This is a genomic window from Acinetobacter sp. V104_13, assembly GCF_031798995.1.
In the GTDB taxonomy this organism is placed as follows: domain Bacteria; phylum Pseudomonadota; class Gammaproteobacteria; order Pseudomonadales; family Moraxellaceae; genus Acinetobacter; species Acinetobacter pittii.
The window spans coordinates 25,503-43,743 of record NZ_JAVQNP010000008.1 but is presented as its reverse complement, the minus strand read 5'-3'; the positions used below and the strand labels follow the sequence as shown (position 1 = coordinate 43,743).

Sequence of the window (18,241 nt, the reverse complement as noted above, 5' to 3'; positions counted from 1 at the left end):
AAGCGTGATGCTTAAGTATAGAAAAAATGGGAGCGAAAGCTCCCTTTTTTTGTTGTTTTTCGCAATTATAAATATATAAATAACATGTTAAATTTCCGCTCCAGAAATGAGTGAAAACCCAAAAAAGGATTTCTTATGTCTGCTAAACGTCTTGAACAAGTAGCTTTAGCCACAAAAACTGCATTTGTGTTTCCTGGTCAAGGTTCACAAAAAGTCGGTATGCTTGCTGAACTAGCAGAACAGTTTAGTGGGGTCGGGCAAACTTTTGCAGAAGCTTCAGATGCTCTTGGATTTGATCTTTGGCATATTGCACAAAGTGGTGAAGGTCTCGACCAAACAGAAAATACCCAACCTGTGTTATTAACTGCCAGTATCGCTTTATGGCGTGTATGGCTTGATTTAGGTGGTCTGGCACCTAAATACCTTGCAGGACATTCACTAGGTGAATACAGTGCATTGGTAGCTGCAGGCTCTATGAGCTTGGCGGATGCAGTTAAATTAGTTAACTTGCGTGGCAAGCTCATGCAAAGTGCTGTACCTCAGGGTCAAGGGGCTATGGCTGCAATCCTTGGCTTGGCTGATGAGAAAGTGGTTGAACTTTGTCAAACCGTGAGTGCATCAGGTGAAGGTTCTGTAGAAGCTGCAAACTATAATTCACAAGGTCAAGTTGTGATTGCAGGAAGTACAGCTTCTGTACAAGAAGTTATGGCTTTGGCAAAAGAGCAGTCAGCTAAAGCAATTGCTTTACCAGTATCAGTTCCTTCTCATTGTTCGTTGATGAAACCTGCCGCTGAGAAATTTGCAGAAGCTTTGGAACAAACTGCCATTGAGCTACCTACCATTCCTGTAATACAAAATGTCAACGCGGGAATAGCTACCGATGTTGCTCAATTGCGTCAGGCATTAACTGCACAATTGTACCAATCAGTACAATGGACACGTACCATGCAGTCTCTACAAGACCAAGGTATTCAATACATTGTTGAGTGTGGTCCAGGTACAGTATTGAGTAACCTCGCAAAGCGTTTACCAAATATTGAAAAAGCTTTTTCTATTGATAGTAAGAGCAAAATGGAAGATGCCCTAAATGCTGTTTTAGTGGCAGAAGGAAAAATTGCATGACACAAGAACGCAAAGTTGCATTAGTAACGGGCGCGAGTCGGGGTATTGGCGCTGCCATTGCCCAGCAACTTATTCAAGACGGTTATTTTGTTGTAGGTACTGCGACTTCTGAATCTGGTGCACAAAAGTTAAGTGATAGCTTTGGTGAACAAGGTGCAGGTTTGGCGCTCGACGTGCGTAATCTCGATGAGATTGAAGCAGTCGTTTCTCATATTGAACAGAACTATGGTCCTGTACTTGTTCTAGTTAACAATGCAGGTATTACGAAAGACAATTTGTTGCTTCGTATGTCTGAAGATGATTGGGATGACATTCTCAACATTCACCTTAAAGCAGTTTATCGTTTATCTAAACGTGTGCTTAAGGGTATGACGAAGGCACGTTTTGGTCGAATTATTAATATCAGTTCTGTTGTAGCTCACTTTGCAAACCCAGGCCAAGCGAACTATTCTGCTGCTAAAGCAGGTATTGAAGCATTCAGCCGTAGCCTTGCAAAAGAGATGGGTAGCCGCCAAATTACTGTAAACAGTGTGGCGCCAGGCTTTATTGCAACAGAAATGACAGATGCACTTAGTGAAGACATTCGCAAAAAAATGAGTGATCAAGTGGCTTTAAATCGCTTAGGTGAGCCACAAGATATCGCAAATGCGGTGAGTTTCCTTGCAAGTGATAAAGCAGGTTACATTACCGGTACGGTATTACATGTAAATGGTGGTTTATACATGGCCTAACGCCGATGTATAAACTTTTAAAAATTTTTATATTCAATTAAACTAGTGGCAAATTAAACGCCACAAGCAATGAGGAGAATTCCTGTGAGCGATATCGAACAACGCGTTAAACAAGCGGTTGCAGAACAACTTGGTCTTAAAGCTGAAGAGATTAAAAACGAAGCATCTTTTATGGATGACTTAGGTGCTGACTCTTTAGATTTAGTTGAACTTGTTATGTCTTTCGAAAACGACTTCGACATCACTATCCCTGATGAAGATTCTAACGAAATCACTACAGTTCAATCTGCAATTGACTATGTAACTAAAAAACTTGGTTAATTCGCATATTGCTGAATAAAAAGAAGGCCACCGTAAGGTGGCTTTTTTTATTTTAGAAAAAATTTAAGAGATACATATTTTTACAAGATCAACCTCAATTGATAGCAGAGGTATAACTTTTTTGAAGTATAACAATAAAGGTCAGTTTAATGACTTTACTATAAACAATAATATGAGGACTAAAAGATGGGTCTTTTTGATTTTGTAAAAGGTATTGGCAAAAAAAATACCGCACCAGCAGAACCACAACCAGCTCCAGCAACACCAGCAGAACCTTCTGCACAAGAAGTTGCAAATAAATTATTAGGTTTAATTAAAAGTTTGGGCTTAGGGGTAGAAGGCTTATCTGTAACCTATAACGGTACTACTGATACTGCAATTATTAAAGGGCAGGTAAAAAGCCAAGCAGATAAAGAGAAAATTATTCTTATTGTTGGAAACATTGATCATGTGGCTCGAGTAGATGACCAGATGACAGTGGCAACTCCTGAACCAGAAAGTAAATTTTATACAGTGAAATCTGGTGACAACCTTTCAAAAATTGCGAAAGAAGTTTACGGTGATGCAAATCAATATCCAAAAATCTTTGAAGCAAATAAACCAATGTTAAAAGATCCTGATGAGATTTTCCCGGGGCAAGTTTTACGTATTCCTCAATAATCGAGGTTAATAAAAAAAGGCGCTTTAAGCGCCTTTTTTGTGCTTTTAAAAACGCTTTGGAATCTTTTGTCCGTTTGGTACAGGGGTGTCTGCATTTTTTAAAACACCGAATAACCATGTTTCAGCATGCTGTACTGCAATTTTTAAAGAATCACCTAAAGCTAAACGGCCAGCGATAAAGCTAGCTAAAGAACAACCTGAGCCGTGATATTCACCTTCAAGGCGAGGACAGCTACTACTCGCTGCTAGTTCACCATCGATATGTAAACTATTTTTAATATGATCTGGTGTATCTTCATGTCCACCTTTCACTAGAACAGCTTTAGCACCCATTTCAAAAAGCTTTTGAGTGGCTTGATCTAAATCAGTAATACCTGTTAGAGCACGTAATTCAACCGTATTTGGAGTAATAATTGTGGCTAGAGGAATAAGTTCAACGAACGCTTTAACGAGAGTTGCCTGATCACCTAAAGAGCCGCCACTGTTTGCGACTAAAACAGGATCAAGTACATATTGATAGTCAGGATGAGCACGTAAAAATTCAGCTAGTGCCGCAATATTATCTGTCGTGCCAAGCATGCCTGACTTAACACATTTAATGGGTAAGTCACCTACAACTGCATTTGCTTGTGCTAATAAGAGTTCTTTTGAGGTTGCTTCGAAGCCAAATACTTGTTGTGAGTTCTGAATGGTGAGGGCAGTACATGCAATTGCTGCATGGGCACCACTTTGTCCAATTGCTTCGATATCGGCTTGTAAACCTGCACCACCTGAAGGGTCTAAACCCGAGAAACAAAGTACGGTTGGACGCACGGTTATTTCCTTTTCAATTTAAATTTACGTTAGTATAAGAGAGTTTGATTAAACTCTCGACCAATTGAATTAAATACTTTACTGGGTTACTGATTGAATGGCTATAAAACATATTTTGATTGATTTGGATGGAACCTTAACAGACCCAAAAGTTGGAATCCATACTTCAATTCGCTATGCAATGGAGAAATTAGGCTATCCATTGGCTGCTGATTTAGATATTGATTGGACAATTGGCCCACCATTAAAGCCATCACTCGCAAAATTATTAGCTACTCAAGATGATGCTTTAGCTGAACAAGCTTTACTTGCTTATCGCGAGCGTTTTTCGGTGGTTGGCCTGTTCGAAAATGAAGTGTATCCATCTGTTGCCAAAACGCTTAGCGCTTTAAAAAAAGAAGGATATCGTTTATTTGTTGCAACTGCTAAACCAACGATTTATGCAAAACGTATCTTGGACCATTTTGAATTAAGTCAATACTTTGTACATATCTATGGGAGTGAGTTAACGGGTGAGCGCACTAATAAAGCTGACCTTATCCATTATATTCTTGAGCATGAGCAATTAAACCCAGAAGAGTGTTTAATGGTCGGTGACCGCCAATATGACGTTTTGGGTGCTCGTCATAACGGTATCGAGGCGGTAGCGGTGACTTATGGTTATGGAACAGCAGAGGAACTTGCTCAAGCACAGCCTAAAGCAATGATTAAGCAATTCTCTGAACTTTTGGACTATGTTGAAGAACTGACAGCACAAAAGAAAGTTTCTTAAATATTATTAAATTTTAATTTGAAGGTTTGGCTTTGATCTAAAGCCAACCCTTTTTTATTTAAATACCGTGTTGCTGGCGGTATTGAACAAGTTCTTCAATCGTAATCACCGTTAAGTGATGAGTTTGAGCATATGCTAAAACTTGAATGCCCGATGCCATCGTGCCATCTGGATTGGTTAATTCACATAACACACCAGCAGGTTTTAAACCGGCTAATCTTGCTAGATCAATTGTTCCCTCGGTATGACCTCGACGAGTAAGGACTCCACCATTACGTGCACGTAATGGGAAAACGTGACCCGGACGATTTAAGTCACTTGCAACAGCGCCATCTTTAATAGCAGTTTGAATAGTTGTTACACGGTCTTTAGCAGAAACACCAGTGGTAACGCCTTGAGCTGCCTCAATGGTCACTGTAAAAGCGGTATGAAACTGGCTTGAGTTTTGAGAAACCATTGGAGGGAGTTCTAGATGATCTGCTAGCTCTTCTGTAAGGCATAAACATACAATCCCTGAACCATCACGAATCATACGTGCCATTGTTTCTACCGTTAAAGTTTCGGCTGCAACAATTAAATCTGCTTCATTTTCGCGATCAAAGTCGTCCATAACCAAGACAGGCTTGCCTTGACGGATATCTTCTAATGCTTGTTGAATGCGTTGCTCAGCAGGAGAGAGGGCTGAGAAAAAAAGTTCTGGTTGAATTAAGCTAGACATAATGAAACGCTCTCGTAAAAATACGGTTGAACATTTCAGGACTGATGTAAAAACAGGCTGGCACTGAAATAAAACGGATTTATCCCAGTTCGTCGTCTTCTTTCATCCGGACTATACCGTCGGCTTTGGAGTTTCACCAAATCTGCTCAAATTACACAATTTAAGCTCGTGGGCTTGTTAATCTATTTATAGAAATTAACTTTACCACCGGTGGGGAATTGCACCCCGCCCTGAAGCGATGGGTTTTATTATAGCGCGCTTGATAGAATTGGCTAGATGCTTTTATAGAATGCTAAGTTTCTTTATGAATAAGCATTTTCATAAATCGAAATAGGCTTTTTAACAAGAGCTTACTTGTTGATATGAAAATGGAATGCTATGTTTTTTATAGAAAATTATAAATAAAATAGGTGTTTCATGCAGATAAGAGACTATTATCCTCTAACCAATAGCTCATTTATTCAGCACCTCCATATTTTCAGTTATGTATTTATGGCGGTAAGTATCCTTTATTTAATTGCTGCTAACTGGTTGATGCTTCCAGACAGTATTCAACTCGCTATCCCGCCCGCTATATTAGTTGTCACAGCTTGGTTCAGCATAAAAGATACTTTAAGCGATGGGGTTAGTCAGACCTTACATAGCGTTTGTGGTTTGATGATAGGTTTAAGCTTGGCTGTAATTGGACAGGTTTATCAAACTGGTGCAGACAGTTATTTGCTTTTTTTAATTTGGACATTGCTTTTACTGCCGTGGTTATATCGGCCGAATATTGGAATCTTTGCTTTAATTTGTATTACCAGCCAACTTACACTTTTTTTATTTTTTAAACAGACTTTCTGGTCTGAAAAGTTTCCTTATTTATATTTAATCGCTCTAAATCTATTAAGCCTTATTGAGTTTTGGGTATGTATAAACAAATATCGTGCTTTAAGGTTTGTCTTTATCGCTTGGTTCGCCTTTATTTCGATTATTGGAATGATTCAATATTTATCGAATGAGAATATTCCTTATCTAATTTCTGCCTTCTTTTCCGGAATAGTCGTTTTTTATTATTTCTTCAAAAAAGATGATCAGCTATGTGCTAGTTTGATGGCAGCTGTTCTTGGTGGGACTGCAACGATATGGCTTGTAGATGGGATTAATAACCTATTTAAAGACTCTAATGAGTTCATATTTTTATTGATTGCAGGCATTATTTTTATTTGGTTTGCGCTGATTAGCTATCTTTTAATAAAAATTTTTCGTCAAAGCCGCTTTTATATCATTCCATTGGCAATTGGTGCTTGGCTTGCTGGCTTGGCACTTGCAGCTTTTACGCTGGTGTTTTGGGAAGCTATTTCTTTAATTATTGGAGTTGTTTTTGTTGGATTGGCGTTGATTCTTTTAAAGAAATCACAAAGCTATTTCTTTCGGCAATTTGCCTATTGTTTGTTTATCAGTGGGCAGACCGCTTTCTTGTTTCATCTTGGTTCAGAAACAGACCAAATTCTATGGGTTTTAATTGCACAGATTTTTATTCTATGTATTAGTTATTTTCTTAAACCACATTGGTTCTTCATTTTAATTCAAATGCTTGCTACGTATGGCATAGCTTTTATCTATTTGCTACAACTGGACCATTCATTGTGGTCGATACATTCTACTCAGACTTATTTAAATTTAACTTTGCTCAGTTACTTGGTTTTTAGTTTGGTACTCTTACCTAAGAAGAAATCAATAGCTCTATATGAGCGTAGTATTTTTTTATTCGTGCTGGTCGTAATTCTTGTAGTTTCTTTTTTTGATACTTTTATGGGGCTGGTACCAGAAAATTCGATAGATCAGCAGTTATGGATTTTATATTTGCTACCTGTTGTCTGGTTACTTTGCTTTAGTGTTCTTCATTTATATCGACAACTTAATACACTCACTTTTTGCGCCTTTTTAATATTTGGTGTGTTACTTATTGTGTTGGGATATTTTGAAATTTTCATCCTGCTTATTATTTTAACGTGGGCATTAAAAAAGAAAGATTATCTTGTGTATGGAGTGAGCTTAACAGTATTCGTTTTTGTGTTCTGGCAGCTCTATTACAACCTACAAATAACTTTTCTAGCTAAGAGTGCATCTATTTTTATTTCGGGTATTGTTTTGTTGGCTCTGTCTTGGTTACTTCAACGTGAAAATAAAAATGATCTTGTTAAAGGAGAGAAAGAATGAAAAAGTATTTTTCTCTTATTATTGCCGTTATCACGCTATTATTTTTTGCAGGTTTAGTGGCGAAAAACGAATGGCATCTGCACCATAGTAAAAGTATTTTTATTGAGCTTAAACCAGTTGATCCTCGTTCAATTTTACAAGGTGACTATATGGCAGTGGCTTATGAATTACATTTACAATCTCTTAAAGCTCTTGCAGGAAGTGAAGGTGAGGCTCTGGAACAGGTGATTTTTAATCACTCTTCCGTTCCCGCAAAAGTTATTTTGGATTCACAAAATCGCGTAGTTCGTACCATTTTAGATATCAATAATTCATTTGCTGGGCAGAGGTTAATTTTAAAAAATCCTGAAAATCGTTTGCAGGCTTTATATCCTGCCTCTCGCAGTTTCTTGTTTGCAGAAGGCTTGGCTCAATGTTATGAAAAAGCCAAATATGCTGAATTTAAGGTAAATCCTGAAGGAGAGGCGATATTGTTCGAATTACGAGGAGAGCAGCTTCAACCATTAAATTGTGAAAAACAAAAGAACTGGTGGGAAGGAACTATTAAGGATTTATAAAATAATAAAAGCCCGTCAATGCGGGCTTTTTATTCTTAAAATAAATTAGGCAACTTGAACAGGAATGCAATTCGCTGTGTGGTTGACTGTATTATTTGGATTAGCATATACCAAACGTGGTTTATGAATATTTGCTTCAGCTTCAGTAAAATCACCAAATGTAGCAATAATTACTAAATCGCCAACATCTGCTTGATGTGCAGCACCGCCGTTTACTGAAATAATTCCAGAGTTATCTTCACCACGAATCGCATAAGTTGTGAAGCGTTTGCCATTGGTTACATTCCAAACATGAATTTCTTCATATTCACGAATACCAGCTAAGTCCATCAATACGCCATCAATTGCACAAGAACCTTCATAGTGAAGTTCAGCATGGGTTACAACTGCACGGTGAATTTTGCATTTTAATAAACGAGATAGCATGGCTAGCGTCTCCTGAGTAGACCTAAGATGTAGATCTTATGGTGAAATCTTTAGCTTTTGCGGTTGGCAAAGTGGCTGATGCGCATTTTGCTCCTAAAAAAGCAAGATAGCAAGCATGATTGTTCAACAATTTAAGTGGGTTTATATGCATTAATTTGATTCATGGCCTGTGGAACTTGTCCTTGAACAAGTAGCTTCACTTTAGAAAGGGCATGATCAATTGCTGCATCCATCAGACTTTGTTCACTACTTGGTGCTTTTCCAAGTACGTGACCTGAAACTTTCTCTTTCGAGCCAGGATGTCCGATACCAATACGTAAACGGTGAAAATTTGGACCAATATGAGGGACAATGTCACGTAAACCGTTATGACCACCGTGTCCACCGCCTGTTTTAAGACGAATTACACCTGGGTTCATATCAAGTTCATCATGAGCAATCAAAATTGCTTCGGGAGCAATTTGATAAAATTTTGCAAATGGAACTACACTTTGTCCAGAACGGTTCATAAATGTAGTGGGTAGAAGTAGACGGACATCGTGTCCTTCTATATTACCACGTCCACTGATTCCGTGAAATTTCGGATCATTTTTTAATGTAATGCCATATTTGTCAGCAAGCTGTTCAATGAACCAAAAACCTGCATTATGGCGGGTTTGGGCATATTCTGAACCAGGATTGCCCAAACCAACAATTAGCGAAATATTTGACACTAATCTACGCCTTTAAACACTTATGCGCGTTTGAAGTCAGCGTGCATAGGAGTGTTTTTAGATGGGTGACGTTGTAACGCTTGGATTTTAACGTTTTCAACTTTGTCGCCCACTTTGATTTCTACAACTTCTTCAAAGAAAGCATTGCTTTCTAAAGCTTTTACAAGCTCACGAAGTTCTAAAGTAACAGTTACAGGCTCAGCGTTGCCACCATAAATGATAGCTGGAATTAAAGCTTCGCGACGAAGGCGGCGGCTCGCACCTTTCCCTTGTTTGTCTTCAGCACGCGCTTGAGCGTTTAATACGAAGTTTGCCATGAGTAAATCCTCATTAAAGTTTAAAAGACTAAACTTGCGACCAGTTTAGTGATAGAAAACCCCAGCCAAGGCTAGGGTTTATAAAAAGCTGCAATATTATAAACTATCGAACATTGCACTGATAGACTCTTCGTTATTAATACGACGAATCGTTTCAGCAACCATGCTAGCAACAGAAACCTGACGGATCTTGCCTAAGGTCAATGCTTCTTCAGAAAGAGGAATGGTATCAGTCACAACCAGTTCATCAATAACTGAATTACGTAAGTTTTCAATAGCCTTACCTGATAGTACAGGGTGAGTTGCGTATGCAACTACACGACGTGCACCAAATTGCTTAAGCGCATCAGCTGCTTTACACAATGTACCAGCAGTATCGACCATATCGTCTACGATAACGCAATCACGATCTTTTACGTCACCAATTAAGTGCATAACTTGCGACTCATTGGCTTTTTGACGACGTTTATCAATAATTGCTAAATCGATGTCACCCATCTGTTTGGCAACAGCACGAGCACGTACTACACCACCAACGTCAGGAGAAACCACCATAAGGTTGTCATGTTGTTGTTGACGTAAGTCAGCAAGCAAAGCAGGAGTACCGTAGATGTTGTCGACTGGAATATCGAAGAAACCTTGAATTTGGTCAGCATGTAAGTCGATCATCACGACACGGTCAATACCAACAGTGGTAAGCATGTCTGCGACAACTTTAGCTGTAATCGGCACACGTGCAGAACGTGGACGACGGTCTTGGCGAGCATAACCAAAATAAGGGATAACAGCGGTAATACGACCAGCACTTGCACGACGCAAAGCATCTGCCATAACCAAGATTTCCATAAGGTTATCATTGGTAGGGGCACAAGTAGGCTGAACGATAAATACGTCTTTACCACGAACATTTTCAGTAATTTCTACTGAAATTTCTCCATCAGAAAAGTGACCGACTGATGCAGCACCTAGAGGGATATGTAAGTGACTTACGACTTTTTGAGCGAACTGTGGATGAGCATTTCCACTAAAAACGACAAGATTGGGCATGAAGCACCCTTGGCGGTTGGTATGTAATGAAATAGATGGCAGGGGCGGCTGGATTCGAACCAACGGATGCCGAGATCAAAACCCGGTGCCTTACCACTTGGCGACGCCCCTAACGTGTAACCTTAAAATGATTAAGAGGAGATTCTTTTAAACTATTTACCAAGTAAGATTTACATGGTGAATGCTTAAGAATTTCATCAATATTCATTTCATTCGTTACTTCAATAAAAACACAAGCACCTGTACCTGTAAGCTTTGCTTGACCAAATTGATCTAAATATTGCATTGCTTCTTCTACTTCAGGGTATAACTGCCGAGCCAGTGGCTCAAAGTTATTTCCAAAATTAGAAGGTTCTAACTGATAGGCGCAAAATTTAGTGGTCTTAGAGTCTCTTGTCAATGTTTTTTGTGAAAAAAGCAATTGAGTGCTGATAAAACAATCAGGTTTTAAAATAATGAACTGTTTTTGATCTAAGTCTATGAATGATAAATGTTCACCGATGCCTTCAGCCCATGCATTTTTACCATAAATAAAAATTGGAACATCGGCACCGAGCTTAACACCGTAGTCCGCAAGTTGTTCTTTCTCTAGGCCACATTCCCATAATTGATTTAACACAATAAGTGTTGTGGCGGCATTAGATGAACCGCCGCCTAGACCCGCACCCATTGGAATATTTTTTTCAATTTTGATGTCCAAGCCACAAAGTTTTTTTGCATGTGGTTTTAGTATTTGAGCTGCTCGATAAATCAAGTTTTCTTCAGCTCGAACTTCACTCAACCCATCAATTTTGATTTCTTCGCCCAAAGTCGGTGTAAATGTCATCCAATCATATAAATCAATTAGTTGGAAAATGGTTTGTAGCTCATGGTAACCATTTTCACGTCGGCCTGTAATATGTAAAAACAGGTTGAGCTTAGCAGGGGAAGGAACTCGAATCATAGATTTATATAATTAGACTTAGCGGTTTTGGATGACCATTGTAATACGGTTTTCTTTATCTTCAGCAAGAGCTTGCTTTAAAACCAGTTTGTTTGGCAAAGTTTGTTCACCATCGTAACTGAAATTAACTGTCCAGCCATCTTCAATCAGTTGACTCACTCGATTTGCAGCGTCTTTCGTAATTTGAGCATTTAGCGTTGCTGGTTTTGCTAAAATCCAGCTTGTTAAGTGTGTAATTGGTGCTTGCCAACCCGTTGCACGTTCTAAAAGTTCTTCTGGAGAGGCTGCGCTAATAAGTCCTGTTTTAGAACTGTTTAAAGTTACTTCGCCTGGTTTACCCTGAATTTGGGTTTTTCCAACGCCTAAAATACCGCTTAATTCGATATCAAAATTATCTTGCTGTTGAAGCCAGGTAAAAAACGCACTACCGGTTTGCTGTGGTGTACGAACCCCAATCTTACCTTGTAAATTAAAGTGTTTTTCGTCTTGAACTTGTTGGGTAACCGCTGGTTTTGGTTGAGTAAAATGCTGACAACCGGTTAGAAATAATACACTTGATCCACAGATCGCTGTGCACAGTTGGGCAAATTTGCTCATATATTTAACTCTTTTTTGCAGATGTAGGTAAAATTAACGCATCAAGCTGTTGTAATTGTGGATCATTGGCATGTTTTTGTTTCAGTTGTTGTAACACTGCGCTAAATTGCGTGAGTGACCCTTGCATATACAAAGCTTTAGCATAACGAACGCCAATATTTATATTATGGCTAAGTTCATACGCTTTGCCTAAGGCTTCCGCCGCAGCTTCATAATCATTCTGTAAAAATGCAATATAACCTAGCGTATCAAGAATTGAGGCCTGTTCAGGCGCATATTCTAATGCTTGCTCTGCATACTGACGTGCTTCTTTTAAACGACGGTTTTGCAGTGCTAGTGTATAAGCATATGCATTTAGATAAGTTGGGCTGTTGGGCTCAAGTTGTAATAATTGTTTTAAGGTTTTGTCCAGCTTGTCACGGTCCGTATATGGATCAAGTAATAAAACTTCCGCATAAATCAGTTCTGGGTCGTCGGGTAGGTTTTTAATTGCTTCATCTAATAGATTTAGTGCAGCTTTTTTATTGCCCATTTTCTTTAAGATTTCAGCTTGGGCTTGATATAAGAAACTTGCATGTTGAGGATAATTTACTCGTTCTTGAGTAAGGAACCGTAAAGCATCGTGTAAGTTTTCTTGTTTATCATATATTGCGATCAAGTTTCGTCTAGATACCACATATAAACTGCCATCAACTAAACGATAGTAAGCTTTTGCAGTTTCATAATGCTGTTTACGCTCTGCATTAATGGCTAAGTAGTAATACGCTTCATTTTGATATTTTGCCGAGTTTCGTAGGTCAACAAGATATTGTTCCGCTTTGTCATATTGCTTTAAATCAATACTTGTTAAGCCTGCAATAAATAAGGCTTCTTCAGCTTTAGGGTTGGTTTCTATAATCTTTTCAAGTTTTTCTAACGCAAGCTGAGATTGGTTAATTTGTATGAGATAGCGGATTTCAGCTAATCGAATATCTAAATTTTTCTTATTTTTACGACTCGACTTTGCATACCATTTAAGCGCACCTTCTTGATCGCTGAGAGCAATAAGTAAGTTTGCTTTCATTAAAATAAAGCTCGTTACTTTAGGACGTCGACGTAATGCTTTGTTAATGTTGGTTAGCGCAGTTTGTAATTGGCCATTTTGAGCCTCTAAATTGGCGATGAGTGCCAAAATAGAAGGATTGTCTTTTTCTGCGCTAGAACGTAAAGCTGTTAATAGTACTTCTCGATCCTGCGCATTTTCTGGAGCAATGATGGCTAAAATTTGTTCTAAATCAGCAGTGGGATCTATCTTTAAGATTTTATCTAATGTCTCAGCAGCAAGCTGATATTCGTGCGTTTTTAAAGCAATGTGTGACAAATAAAATAAAGCTGGTACATCTTTAGGTTCTTGAGCTACCCAGTGTGTAGCAATATTTAACGCAGCTTGTAAATCATTATATTCAAGTGCAACGTCTAAAGCTCTCTGCTTAATTGATGTAGAGTTGCTTTTAATTGCGAGCACTGTGTAATTATGCAAAGCGTTTGGAATATCGTCATAAGCTAGAGCAAATTCAGCGACCATCGTTTGCTCTAGTGCCTGATCAAATGAATGCACGGCATAGGTCTCTTGCACAGGACGTGCATAGACATACGAGGACATGCTACCTAACAACAAGAATGTGGTAGAATACTGTCTTATCGAAGCACCGTTAAAATTAATACGGCTATTCATTTGACGCAATTTTTATTGATCCAAAGTAATGCTTTTTATGACACCGATGTTGCACAATAGCATAAATTTAGCGAAATGATGATCTGATATGTCTTTCTTTGCATTGGGTGTCAACCATCAAACAGCTTCTGTAGAACTCCGCGAACAAATTGCTTTCAATGCAGAGCGATTAAGTCGTTTGCTTGCCGAACAACGTCATCACCAAAACTTAAAGGATTTGGTGGTTGTCTCGACCTGTAACCGTACAGAAGTTTATGCCATGGCAGAAAACGCCGAAAGCCTTCTAAAATGGTTAGCCGATGCCAATAATATTGATGTAAAGCAGTTAATTCATCATGTTTATCGTTACGAGAATACGCAGGCCATTACACATTTAATGCGAGTGGCGAGTGGTCTAGACTCTCTCATGCTTGGTGAGCCACAAATTTTAGGGCAGGTTAAAAGTGCTTTGGCATTGTCTAAAGAAGCGCAAACGGTCTCTCCTGAATTAAATAGTGTTTTTGAATACGCTTTCTATGCAGCTAAACGTGTACGTTCCGAAACTGCGGTAGGTAGTCATGCTGTTTCGATGGGGTATGCTGTTGCACAACTGGCCTTACAGGTTTTTAGTAAGCCTGAAAAGCTTACTGTTATGGTGGTTGCTGCGGGTGAAATGAATAGCTTGGTGGCTAAACATTTGGCTGAAATGGGTGTCGCGAAGATTATTATTTGTAATCGTAGCCGTGAGCGTGCTGACCAGCTGGCTCAGGAGATTGCACATCAGGTTGAAGTTGAAATTATTGAGTTTTCAGCATTAGCAGAAAATTTATATCGTGCTGATGTCGTGTCGAGCTGTACTGGAAGTTTATATCAAGTTATTGCTTATTCTGATGTTAAGGCTGCATTAAAAAAACGCCGCTACCAACAAATGTTAATGGTTGATTTAGCAGTGCCACGTGATATAGATCCTAAAGTTGAAGCACTTGATGGTGTCTATTTGTATGGTGTCGATGATTTACAAAGTGTGATTGATGAGAACCTCGCTCAACGTCGTCAGGCGGCAGTTGAAGCGGAAGTAATGGTGAATCAATTAGCGACTCAGCTTATTACTCATCAAAAGGTTAAAGAGGCTGGTAGCACCATTCATGCTTACCGCCAACACAGTGAAGAGATTAGTCAACAAGAGCTTACGCATGCATTAGAAGCTTTGCATCATGGTGAGAATGCCGAGCAGGTATTACAGCAATTTGCCCATCGTTTAACGCAAAAACTTATGCATCCTACATCGATATTACTACGTGAAGCGGCCAAAGCAGAAAATCCTGATTATTTTGAATGGTTACAGCAGCATTTACAGGATGTATTTGATCATGAGCGTAAGCCAAAACATTAAGACAACAGTTTCAAGCTAATTTGTTTTGTTAATTCATTCAATTGTTGTCTTAGATTTCTTGATTCAATTAAAGAAATCGGTGATTTCAGCTTCTGACGTAAATATCTTTCTTGCAGACTTAGCGAATATTCCTTAGCTAACTTGTCAGCTACCTCAGGTGCCTGTGTTAATGCCTGAATATTTGTTCTTTGCATAATATCGGCGATTTCATGACAGTAACTACTACACGCACCAAGCACATAATAAGTTGCCAACTCTTGATCATCCGGTAAATCATCAAAAATACGGTTTAAGATTGCCAGTACTTTAGCCAATAATTCATCTTGCTGAATATAAGCCCGTAATCCTTCGAAATGAATATAAAGAAAAGGATGATGCATTAAAATTGCTATCGCAAAATCTTCGTCTTTGGTTTGAATGTTAAAAGATAAAGATGCATCGTGACTAATTTGTGGGGTAAAACGCTTACCTAAACCGAGTTTTTCACGGAAAGATTGAGTAAGTAAGTAACGGAAAGAACCTTGTTTTGGCAATAACTCGGTGAGTTCTCTGAGTTCTCCCATGACTAAGCTTTTCCCTTCAGGCGTACTGATATCGTGTTGACCTGTTAAGTGCGCAAACACGAAATCGGACAAAAGAGGGGCTTGTTGTAATAGTTTTTGAAAATTTTCGAGTCCTTCTCGACGGATGAGAGAGTCTGGATCGTGATCATTGGGTAGAACAAAAAATTTAAGTTCACGACCATCATTGAGAAGGGGTAAAGCAATTTCTAAAGTTCTGCGTGCTGCTTTTTGACCAGCAGCATCACCATCAAAAGCAATGGTAATACGACTATTTTGTTTAAATAAAATATTAAGGTGTTCAGTATTACTTGCAGTCCCTAAGGTTGCTACAGCTCCTGTAATGCCATATTGCTGAAGCGCAATGACATCCATATAGCCTTCAACCATTAACCAATCGCTAGATTTAAGTTTTCTACCTTCATAAAGTCCGTAAAGTAGCTGATTTTTATGAAAGACTTCTGAATCTGGCGAGTTAATATATTTGGGCTTGATTTCATCATTTAATGCACGCCCACCAAAGCCAACCACTCGGCCTTTCGGGTCGCGAATTGGGAAAATAACGCGGTCACGTAATAGGTCAAAATCACGGCCATTATCGCTCGAGCGGATAAGTCCAAGTTGTTTTAAGCCGTCAATATCATAAGGAAAAGCTTTTTCTAGGTGTTGCCAGTCTTCTGGAGCATAGCCTAAGCGCCAAAATTGAATAGTCTGATTGGTTAGTCCACGCTGTTTAAAGTAATTTTTTGCCTTTTGACTATGAGGTAATTGTTGTTCATAGAACTGAGCAACATTTTCCAGTAAGTCATATAAATTACCTTCTTGAACTGGTTCATCAAAGCTAAACGGCTGTTCGAACTGAGCAAAAGGGTCATCAAAAAATACGGGTTCAAGCGTGTTGTAGCTTTCATCTGATGGCTGCTGTGAAGTTACAGGCTCAGCCGTATTTGTTTTAGTAACAGGTGGCTTTGTAACCTGACGGGTATAAGATAGTTTTTTATTCTCAGTATTATCTTTGGGTAATTCAATTCCAGTACTGCTCGATAATTCTTTCATTACCTCAATAAAGTTTCGGTTATCAATATCCATAAGAAAACGGATTGCATTTCCGTTAGCCTGACAACCAAAGCAGTGATAATACTGTTTGTCACGGTAGACATGGAATGATGGCGTTTTTTCTTGATGAAAAGGGCAACAGCCGGAATATGTACGTCCGGTTTTTTTCAATTTCACACGCTGACCAATCAGATCGACAATATCTGTGCGATCTAAAATTTGATCAATCGTATGCTGTGGAATTGCCATAATTCAGATAACCGTATTAAAACTTGATGAGACAGTGAGTCAGAATATTCTGACATGATGAATCGAGATATGCCCAATAAATATTTTAATATTTTATAAAAACAAACAGGCAAGTGATATCACTTGCCTGTTTGTTGATGTTTTTTAAAGCTTAAACTTATTGAGCAGCGTCATCCGCACCTTGTGTTGCCTCGTCTGATTGAACATCAGTTGAAGCTTCAGTAGAGGTTACAGCTGGTGCAACAGTTGTATTTTCTGCTGCTTGTGACTCAGGTTTGTCTAATAAACCGAAGCTTAAACGGTTTGTCCAACTACGTTCAGACTTAGGAGCTTCAACAGGTGTTTGTTCTGGTGCTTCAGTTTCTTCTTTATCTGAATTACCAATTAAACCAAAACTAACACGGTTGAGGAAACCACGTTTTGGAGCTTCTGCTTCAGTTGTGCTCTCTGGCGTTGCAGCAGTCGATTCACGACCGAAGATACCTAAAGTTGCACGGTTGATCCAGTTACCTTCTTTACGAGCAGCACGCATGTTAACTGTGCCGTCTTTTTTCACAAGGCTTGGATAATTAAGCTTTAAAACTTCAATATATTGTTGGGAAGTAGCTTTATCACCTAACTTGTCATAGCTATATGCCAAAGTAGCTAAAGCTTCTGGAATTTGAGGTGTTTGTGGATAGTGTTCAATCACCCATTGCGAACGTTCTGCAGCGGCGATCCAAGCTTTACGCTTAACGTTGAAGCGAGCAGCAGTCATTTCATTTTCAGCAAGTTCTTGCCCAATGAATTTCATACGCTGAGCAGCATCAACAGAATATTGGCTACTTGGGAAACGACGAATTAAATCAACAAAGTTTTGATACGCAACTTTTAAATAACTCACATCACGATGGGACTGTTGCAAAGAGGTATAACGCATCAAACTGTCGTAGTTTTGCTCCATATTGGCAACAGCACGAACATAATAAGCATAATCCACATTTGGATGTTGAGGATTTAAACGAATAAAACGTTCTGCTAAGGCAATGGCGCCTTCATAATCTTTTTGTTTAAATTTCGAATATAGAAGTTCAAGTTGTGCTTGTTGAGCGTATTGTCCAGTCGGATAATAAGTATCGATTGCCTCTAAAGACTTGGTCGCATCAAGATATTGACCACGATCAAGCGACTTTTGGGCCTTTTCGAAGTAAGCTTGTTCACTAGATTGAGGGCCAGTATCGACCACTTCTTTTTTACTTGGATTGCTGCTACAGCCCACAAATGCAGACGCTACGCCTAAAGATAAGGCAAGCATCGTAATTTTATAACGTGGTAGCGACATAAAAACTCCTCTGTTATGTTGGGCAATGAG

Annotated in this window: 19 protein-coding genes, 1 tRNA gene and 1 riboswitch; of the genes, 8 read left to right on the top strand and 12 right to left on the bottom strand. The window is 38.9% G+C overall.

Going from position 1 to position 18,241, the window contains the following annotated elements; translation table 11 throughout:
* The first annotated feature begins 135 nt into the window (after positions 1 to 135).
* From fabD to lysM, 4 genes are all read left to right on the top strand, one after another.
* Positions 136 to 1,122, top strand: coding sequence for an ACP S-malonyltransferase (fabD, locus tag RMB06_RS00740; protein WP_002120357.1), 987 nt, complete (start codon positions 136 to 138; stop codon positions 1,120 to 1,122).
* The gene (gene fabG, locus RMB06_RS00735) at positions 1,119 to 1,853 is read left to right on the top strand and encodes a 3-oxoacyl-ACP reductase FabG (RefSeq protein ID WP_002120395.1); all 735 of its coding nucleotides are present in this window, start codon (positions 1,119 to 1,121) and stop codon (positions 1,851 to 1,853) included. Before fabD ends, fabG begins: the two co-directional genes overlap by 4 nt.
* Positions 1,854 to 1,937: 84 nt before the next feature.
* Entirely contained in the window at positions 1,938 to 2,174 is a 237-nt protein-coding gene (acpP, locus tag RMB06_RS00730) for an acyl carrier protein (protein WP_001279871.1), read from the top strand.
* Between the two features lie 186 nt (positions 2,175 to 2,360).
* Positions 2,361 to 2,834 (top strand): peptidoglycan-binding protein LysM, encoded by a 474-nt coding sequence (gene lysM / locus RMB06_RS00725; protein ID WP_206224463.1) that lies wholly within the window; start codon positions 2,361 to 2,363, stop codon positions 2,832 to 2,834.
* Between the two features lie 45 nt (positions 2,835 to 2,879).
* On the opposite strand, the gene RMB06_RS00720 is transcribed toward lysM, so the two are convergent.
* Positions 2,880 to 3,647, bottom strand: a complete 768-nt coding sequence (locus tag RMB06_RS00720) for a hydroxymethylpyrimidine/phosphomethylpyrimidine kinase (protein WP_311077829.1) — start codon at positions 3,645 to 3,647, stop codon at positions 2,880 to 2,882.
* A 97-nt stretch (positions 3,648 to 3,744) separates the two neighbouring features.
* On the opposite strand from RMB06_RS00720, the gene RMB06_RS00715 reads away from it, so the two are divergent.
* On the top strand, positions 3,745 to 4,419 hold the full coding sequence (locus RMB06_RS00715; RefSeq protein WP_311077828.1) for an HAD-IA family hydrolase: 675 nt from the start codon (positions 3,745 to 3,747) through the stop codon (positions 4,417 to 4,419).
* Between the two features lie 58 nt (positions 4,420 to 4,477).
* Here the strand turns inward: RMB06_RS00715 and ribB are convergent, their stop codons facing one another.
* Positions 4,478 to 5,137 carry a 3,4-dihydroxy-2-butanone-4-phosphate synthase gene (ribB, locus tag RMB06_RS00710; protein WP_005070969.1) on the bottom strand — a complete coding sequence of 220 codons (660 nt, stop codon included), beginning with the start codon at positions 5,135 to 5,137 and terminating at the stop codon, positions 4,478 to 4,480.
* A gap of 90 nt (positions 5,138 to 5,227) precedes the next feature.
* A riboswitch (FMN riboswitch) is annotated at positions 5,228 to 5,378 on the bottom strand.
* A 176-nt stretch (positions 5,379 to 5,554) separates the two neighbouring features.
* Here ribB and RMB06_RS00705 point away from each other — a divergent pair.
* Together RMB06_RS00705 and RMB06_RS00700 are read left to right on the top strand one after the other, a co-directional pair.
* Positions 5,555 to 7,339 carry a DUF2157 domain-containing protein gene (locus tag RMB06_RS00705; RefSeq protein ID WP_311077827.1) on the top strand — a complete coding sequence of 595 codons (1,785 nt, stop codon included), beginning with the start codon at positions 5,555 to 5,557 and terminating at the stop codon, positions 7,337 to 7,339.
* Entirely contained in the window at positions 7,336 to 7,896 is a 561-nt protein-coding gene (locus RMB06_RS00700; protein WP_311077826.1) for a GDYXXLXY domain-containing protein, read from the top strand. Before RMB06_RS00705 ends, RMB06_RS00700 begins: the two co-directional genes overlap by 4 nt.
* Positions 7,897 to 7,941: 45 nt before the next feature.
* Here the strand turns inward: RMB06_RS00700 and panD are convergent, their stop codons facing one another.
* The 8 genes from panD to RMB06_RS00660 all read right to left on the bottom strand — a co-directional run bounded on the left by panD (position 7,942) and on the right by RMB06_RS00660 (position 13,653).
* A complete protein-coding gene (panD, locus tag RMB06_RS00695) occupies positions 7,942 to 8,322 on the bottom strand; it encodes an aspartate 1-decarboxylase (protein WP_002120296.1) in 381 nt (126 codons plus the stop codon).
* A 131-nt stretch (positions 8,323 to 8,453) separates the two neighbouring features.
* Positions 8,454 to 9,035, bottom strand: a complete 582-nt coding sequence (gene pth, locus RMB06_RS00690; protein ID WP_002120328.1) for an aminoacyl-tRNA hydrolase — start codon at positions 9,033 to 9,035, stop codon at positions 8,454 to 8,456.
* A gap of 20 nt (positions 9,036 to 9,055) precedes the next feature.
* On the bottom strand, positions 9,056 to 9,352 hold the full coding sequence (gene rplY / locus RMB06_RS00685) for a 50S ribosomal protein L25 (RefSeq protein ID WP_002120443.1): 297 nt from the start codon (positions 9,350 to 9,352) through the stop codon (positions 9,056 to 9,058).
* A 96-nt stretch (positions 9,353 to 9,448) separates the two neighbouring features.
* Positions 9,449 to 10,399: a ribose-phosphate pyrophosphokinase gene (locus RMB06_RS00680; protein ID WP_002120445.1), complete on the bottom strand. Its 951-nt coding sequence runs from the start codon at positions 10,397 to 10,399 to the stop codon at positions 9,449 to 9,451.
* A gap of 36 nt (positions 10,400 to 10,435) precedes the next feature.
* Positions 10,436 to 10,510, bottom strand: a tRNA-Gln gene (locus RMB06_RS00675).
* Positions 10,509 to 11,342, bottom strand: coding sequence for a 4-(cytidine 5'-diphospho)-2-C-methyl-D-erythritol kinase (gene ispE, locus RMB06_RS00670; RefSeq protein ID WP_060466115.1), 834 nt, complete (start codon positions 11,340 to 11,342; stop codon positions 10,509 to 10,511). The genes RMB06_RS00675 and ispE overlap by 2 nt, the downstream gene beginning before the upstream one ends.
* 18 nt (positions 11,343 to 11,360) lie before the next feature.
* Positions 11,361 to 11,939 carry a lipoprotein insertase outer membrane protein LolB gene (gene lolB, locus RMB06_RS00665; protein ID WP_005070955.1) on the bottom strand — a complete coding sequence of 193 codons (579 nt, stop codon included), beginning with the start codon at positions 11,937 to 11,939 and terminating at the stop codon, positions 11,361 to 11,363.
* 4 nt (positions 11,940 to 11,943) lie between these two features.
* Entirely contained in the window at positions 11,944 to 13,653 is a 1,710-nt protein-coding gene (locus RMB06_RS00660; protein ID WP_311077892.1) for a tetratricopeptide repeat protein, read from the bottom strand.
* Between the two features lie 88 nt (positions 13,654 to 13,741).
* Here RMB06_RS00660 and hemA point away from each other — a divergent pair, with 88 nt between their 5' ends.
* Positions 13,742 to 15,025 carry a glutamyl-tRNA reductase gene (gene hemA, locus RMB06_RS00655; protein ID WP_005803203.1) on the top strand — a complete coding sequence of 428 codons (1,284 nt, stop codon included), beginning with the start codon at positions 13,742 to 13,744 and terminating at the stop codon, positions 15,023 to 15,025.
* On the opposite strand, the gene RMB06_RS00650 is transcribed toward hemA, so the two are convergent.
* Positions 15,022 to 16,890, bottom strand: a complete 1,869-nt coding sequence (locus RMB06_RS00650; protein ID WP_032004254.1) for a DNA primase — start codon at positions 16,888 to 16,890, stop codon at positions 15,022 to 15,024. The two genes, hemA and RMB06_RS00650, sit on opposite strands and share 4 nt — an antisense overlap.
* Before the next feature lie 157 nt (positions 16,891 to 17,047).
* On the bottom strand, positions 17,048 to 18,211 hold the full coding sequence (locus RMB06_RS00645) for an outer membrane protein assembly factor BamD (protein WP_032004253.1): 1,164 nt from the start codon (positions 18,209 to 18,211) through the stop codon (positions 17,048 to 17,050).
* Positions 18,212 to 18,241 lie beyond the last annotated feature (30 nt).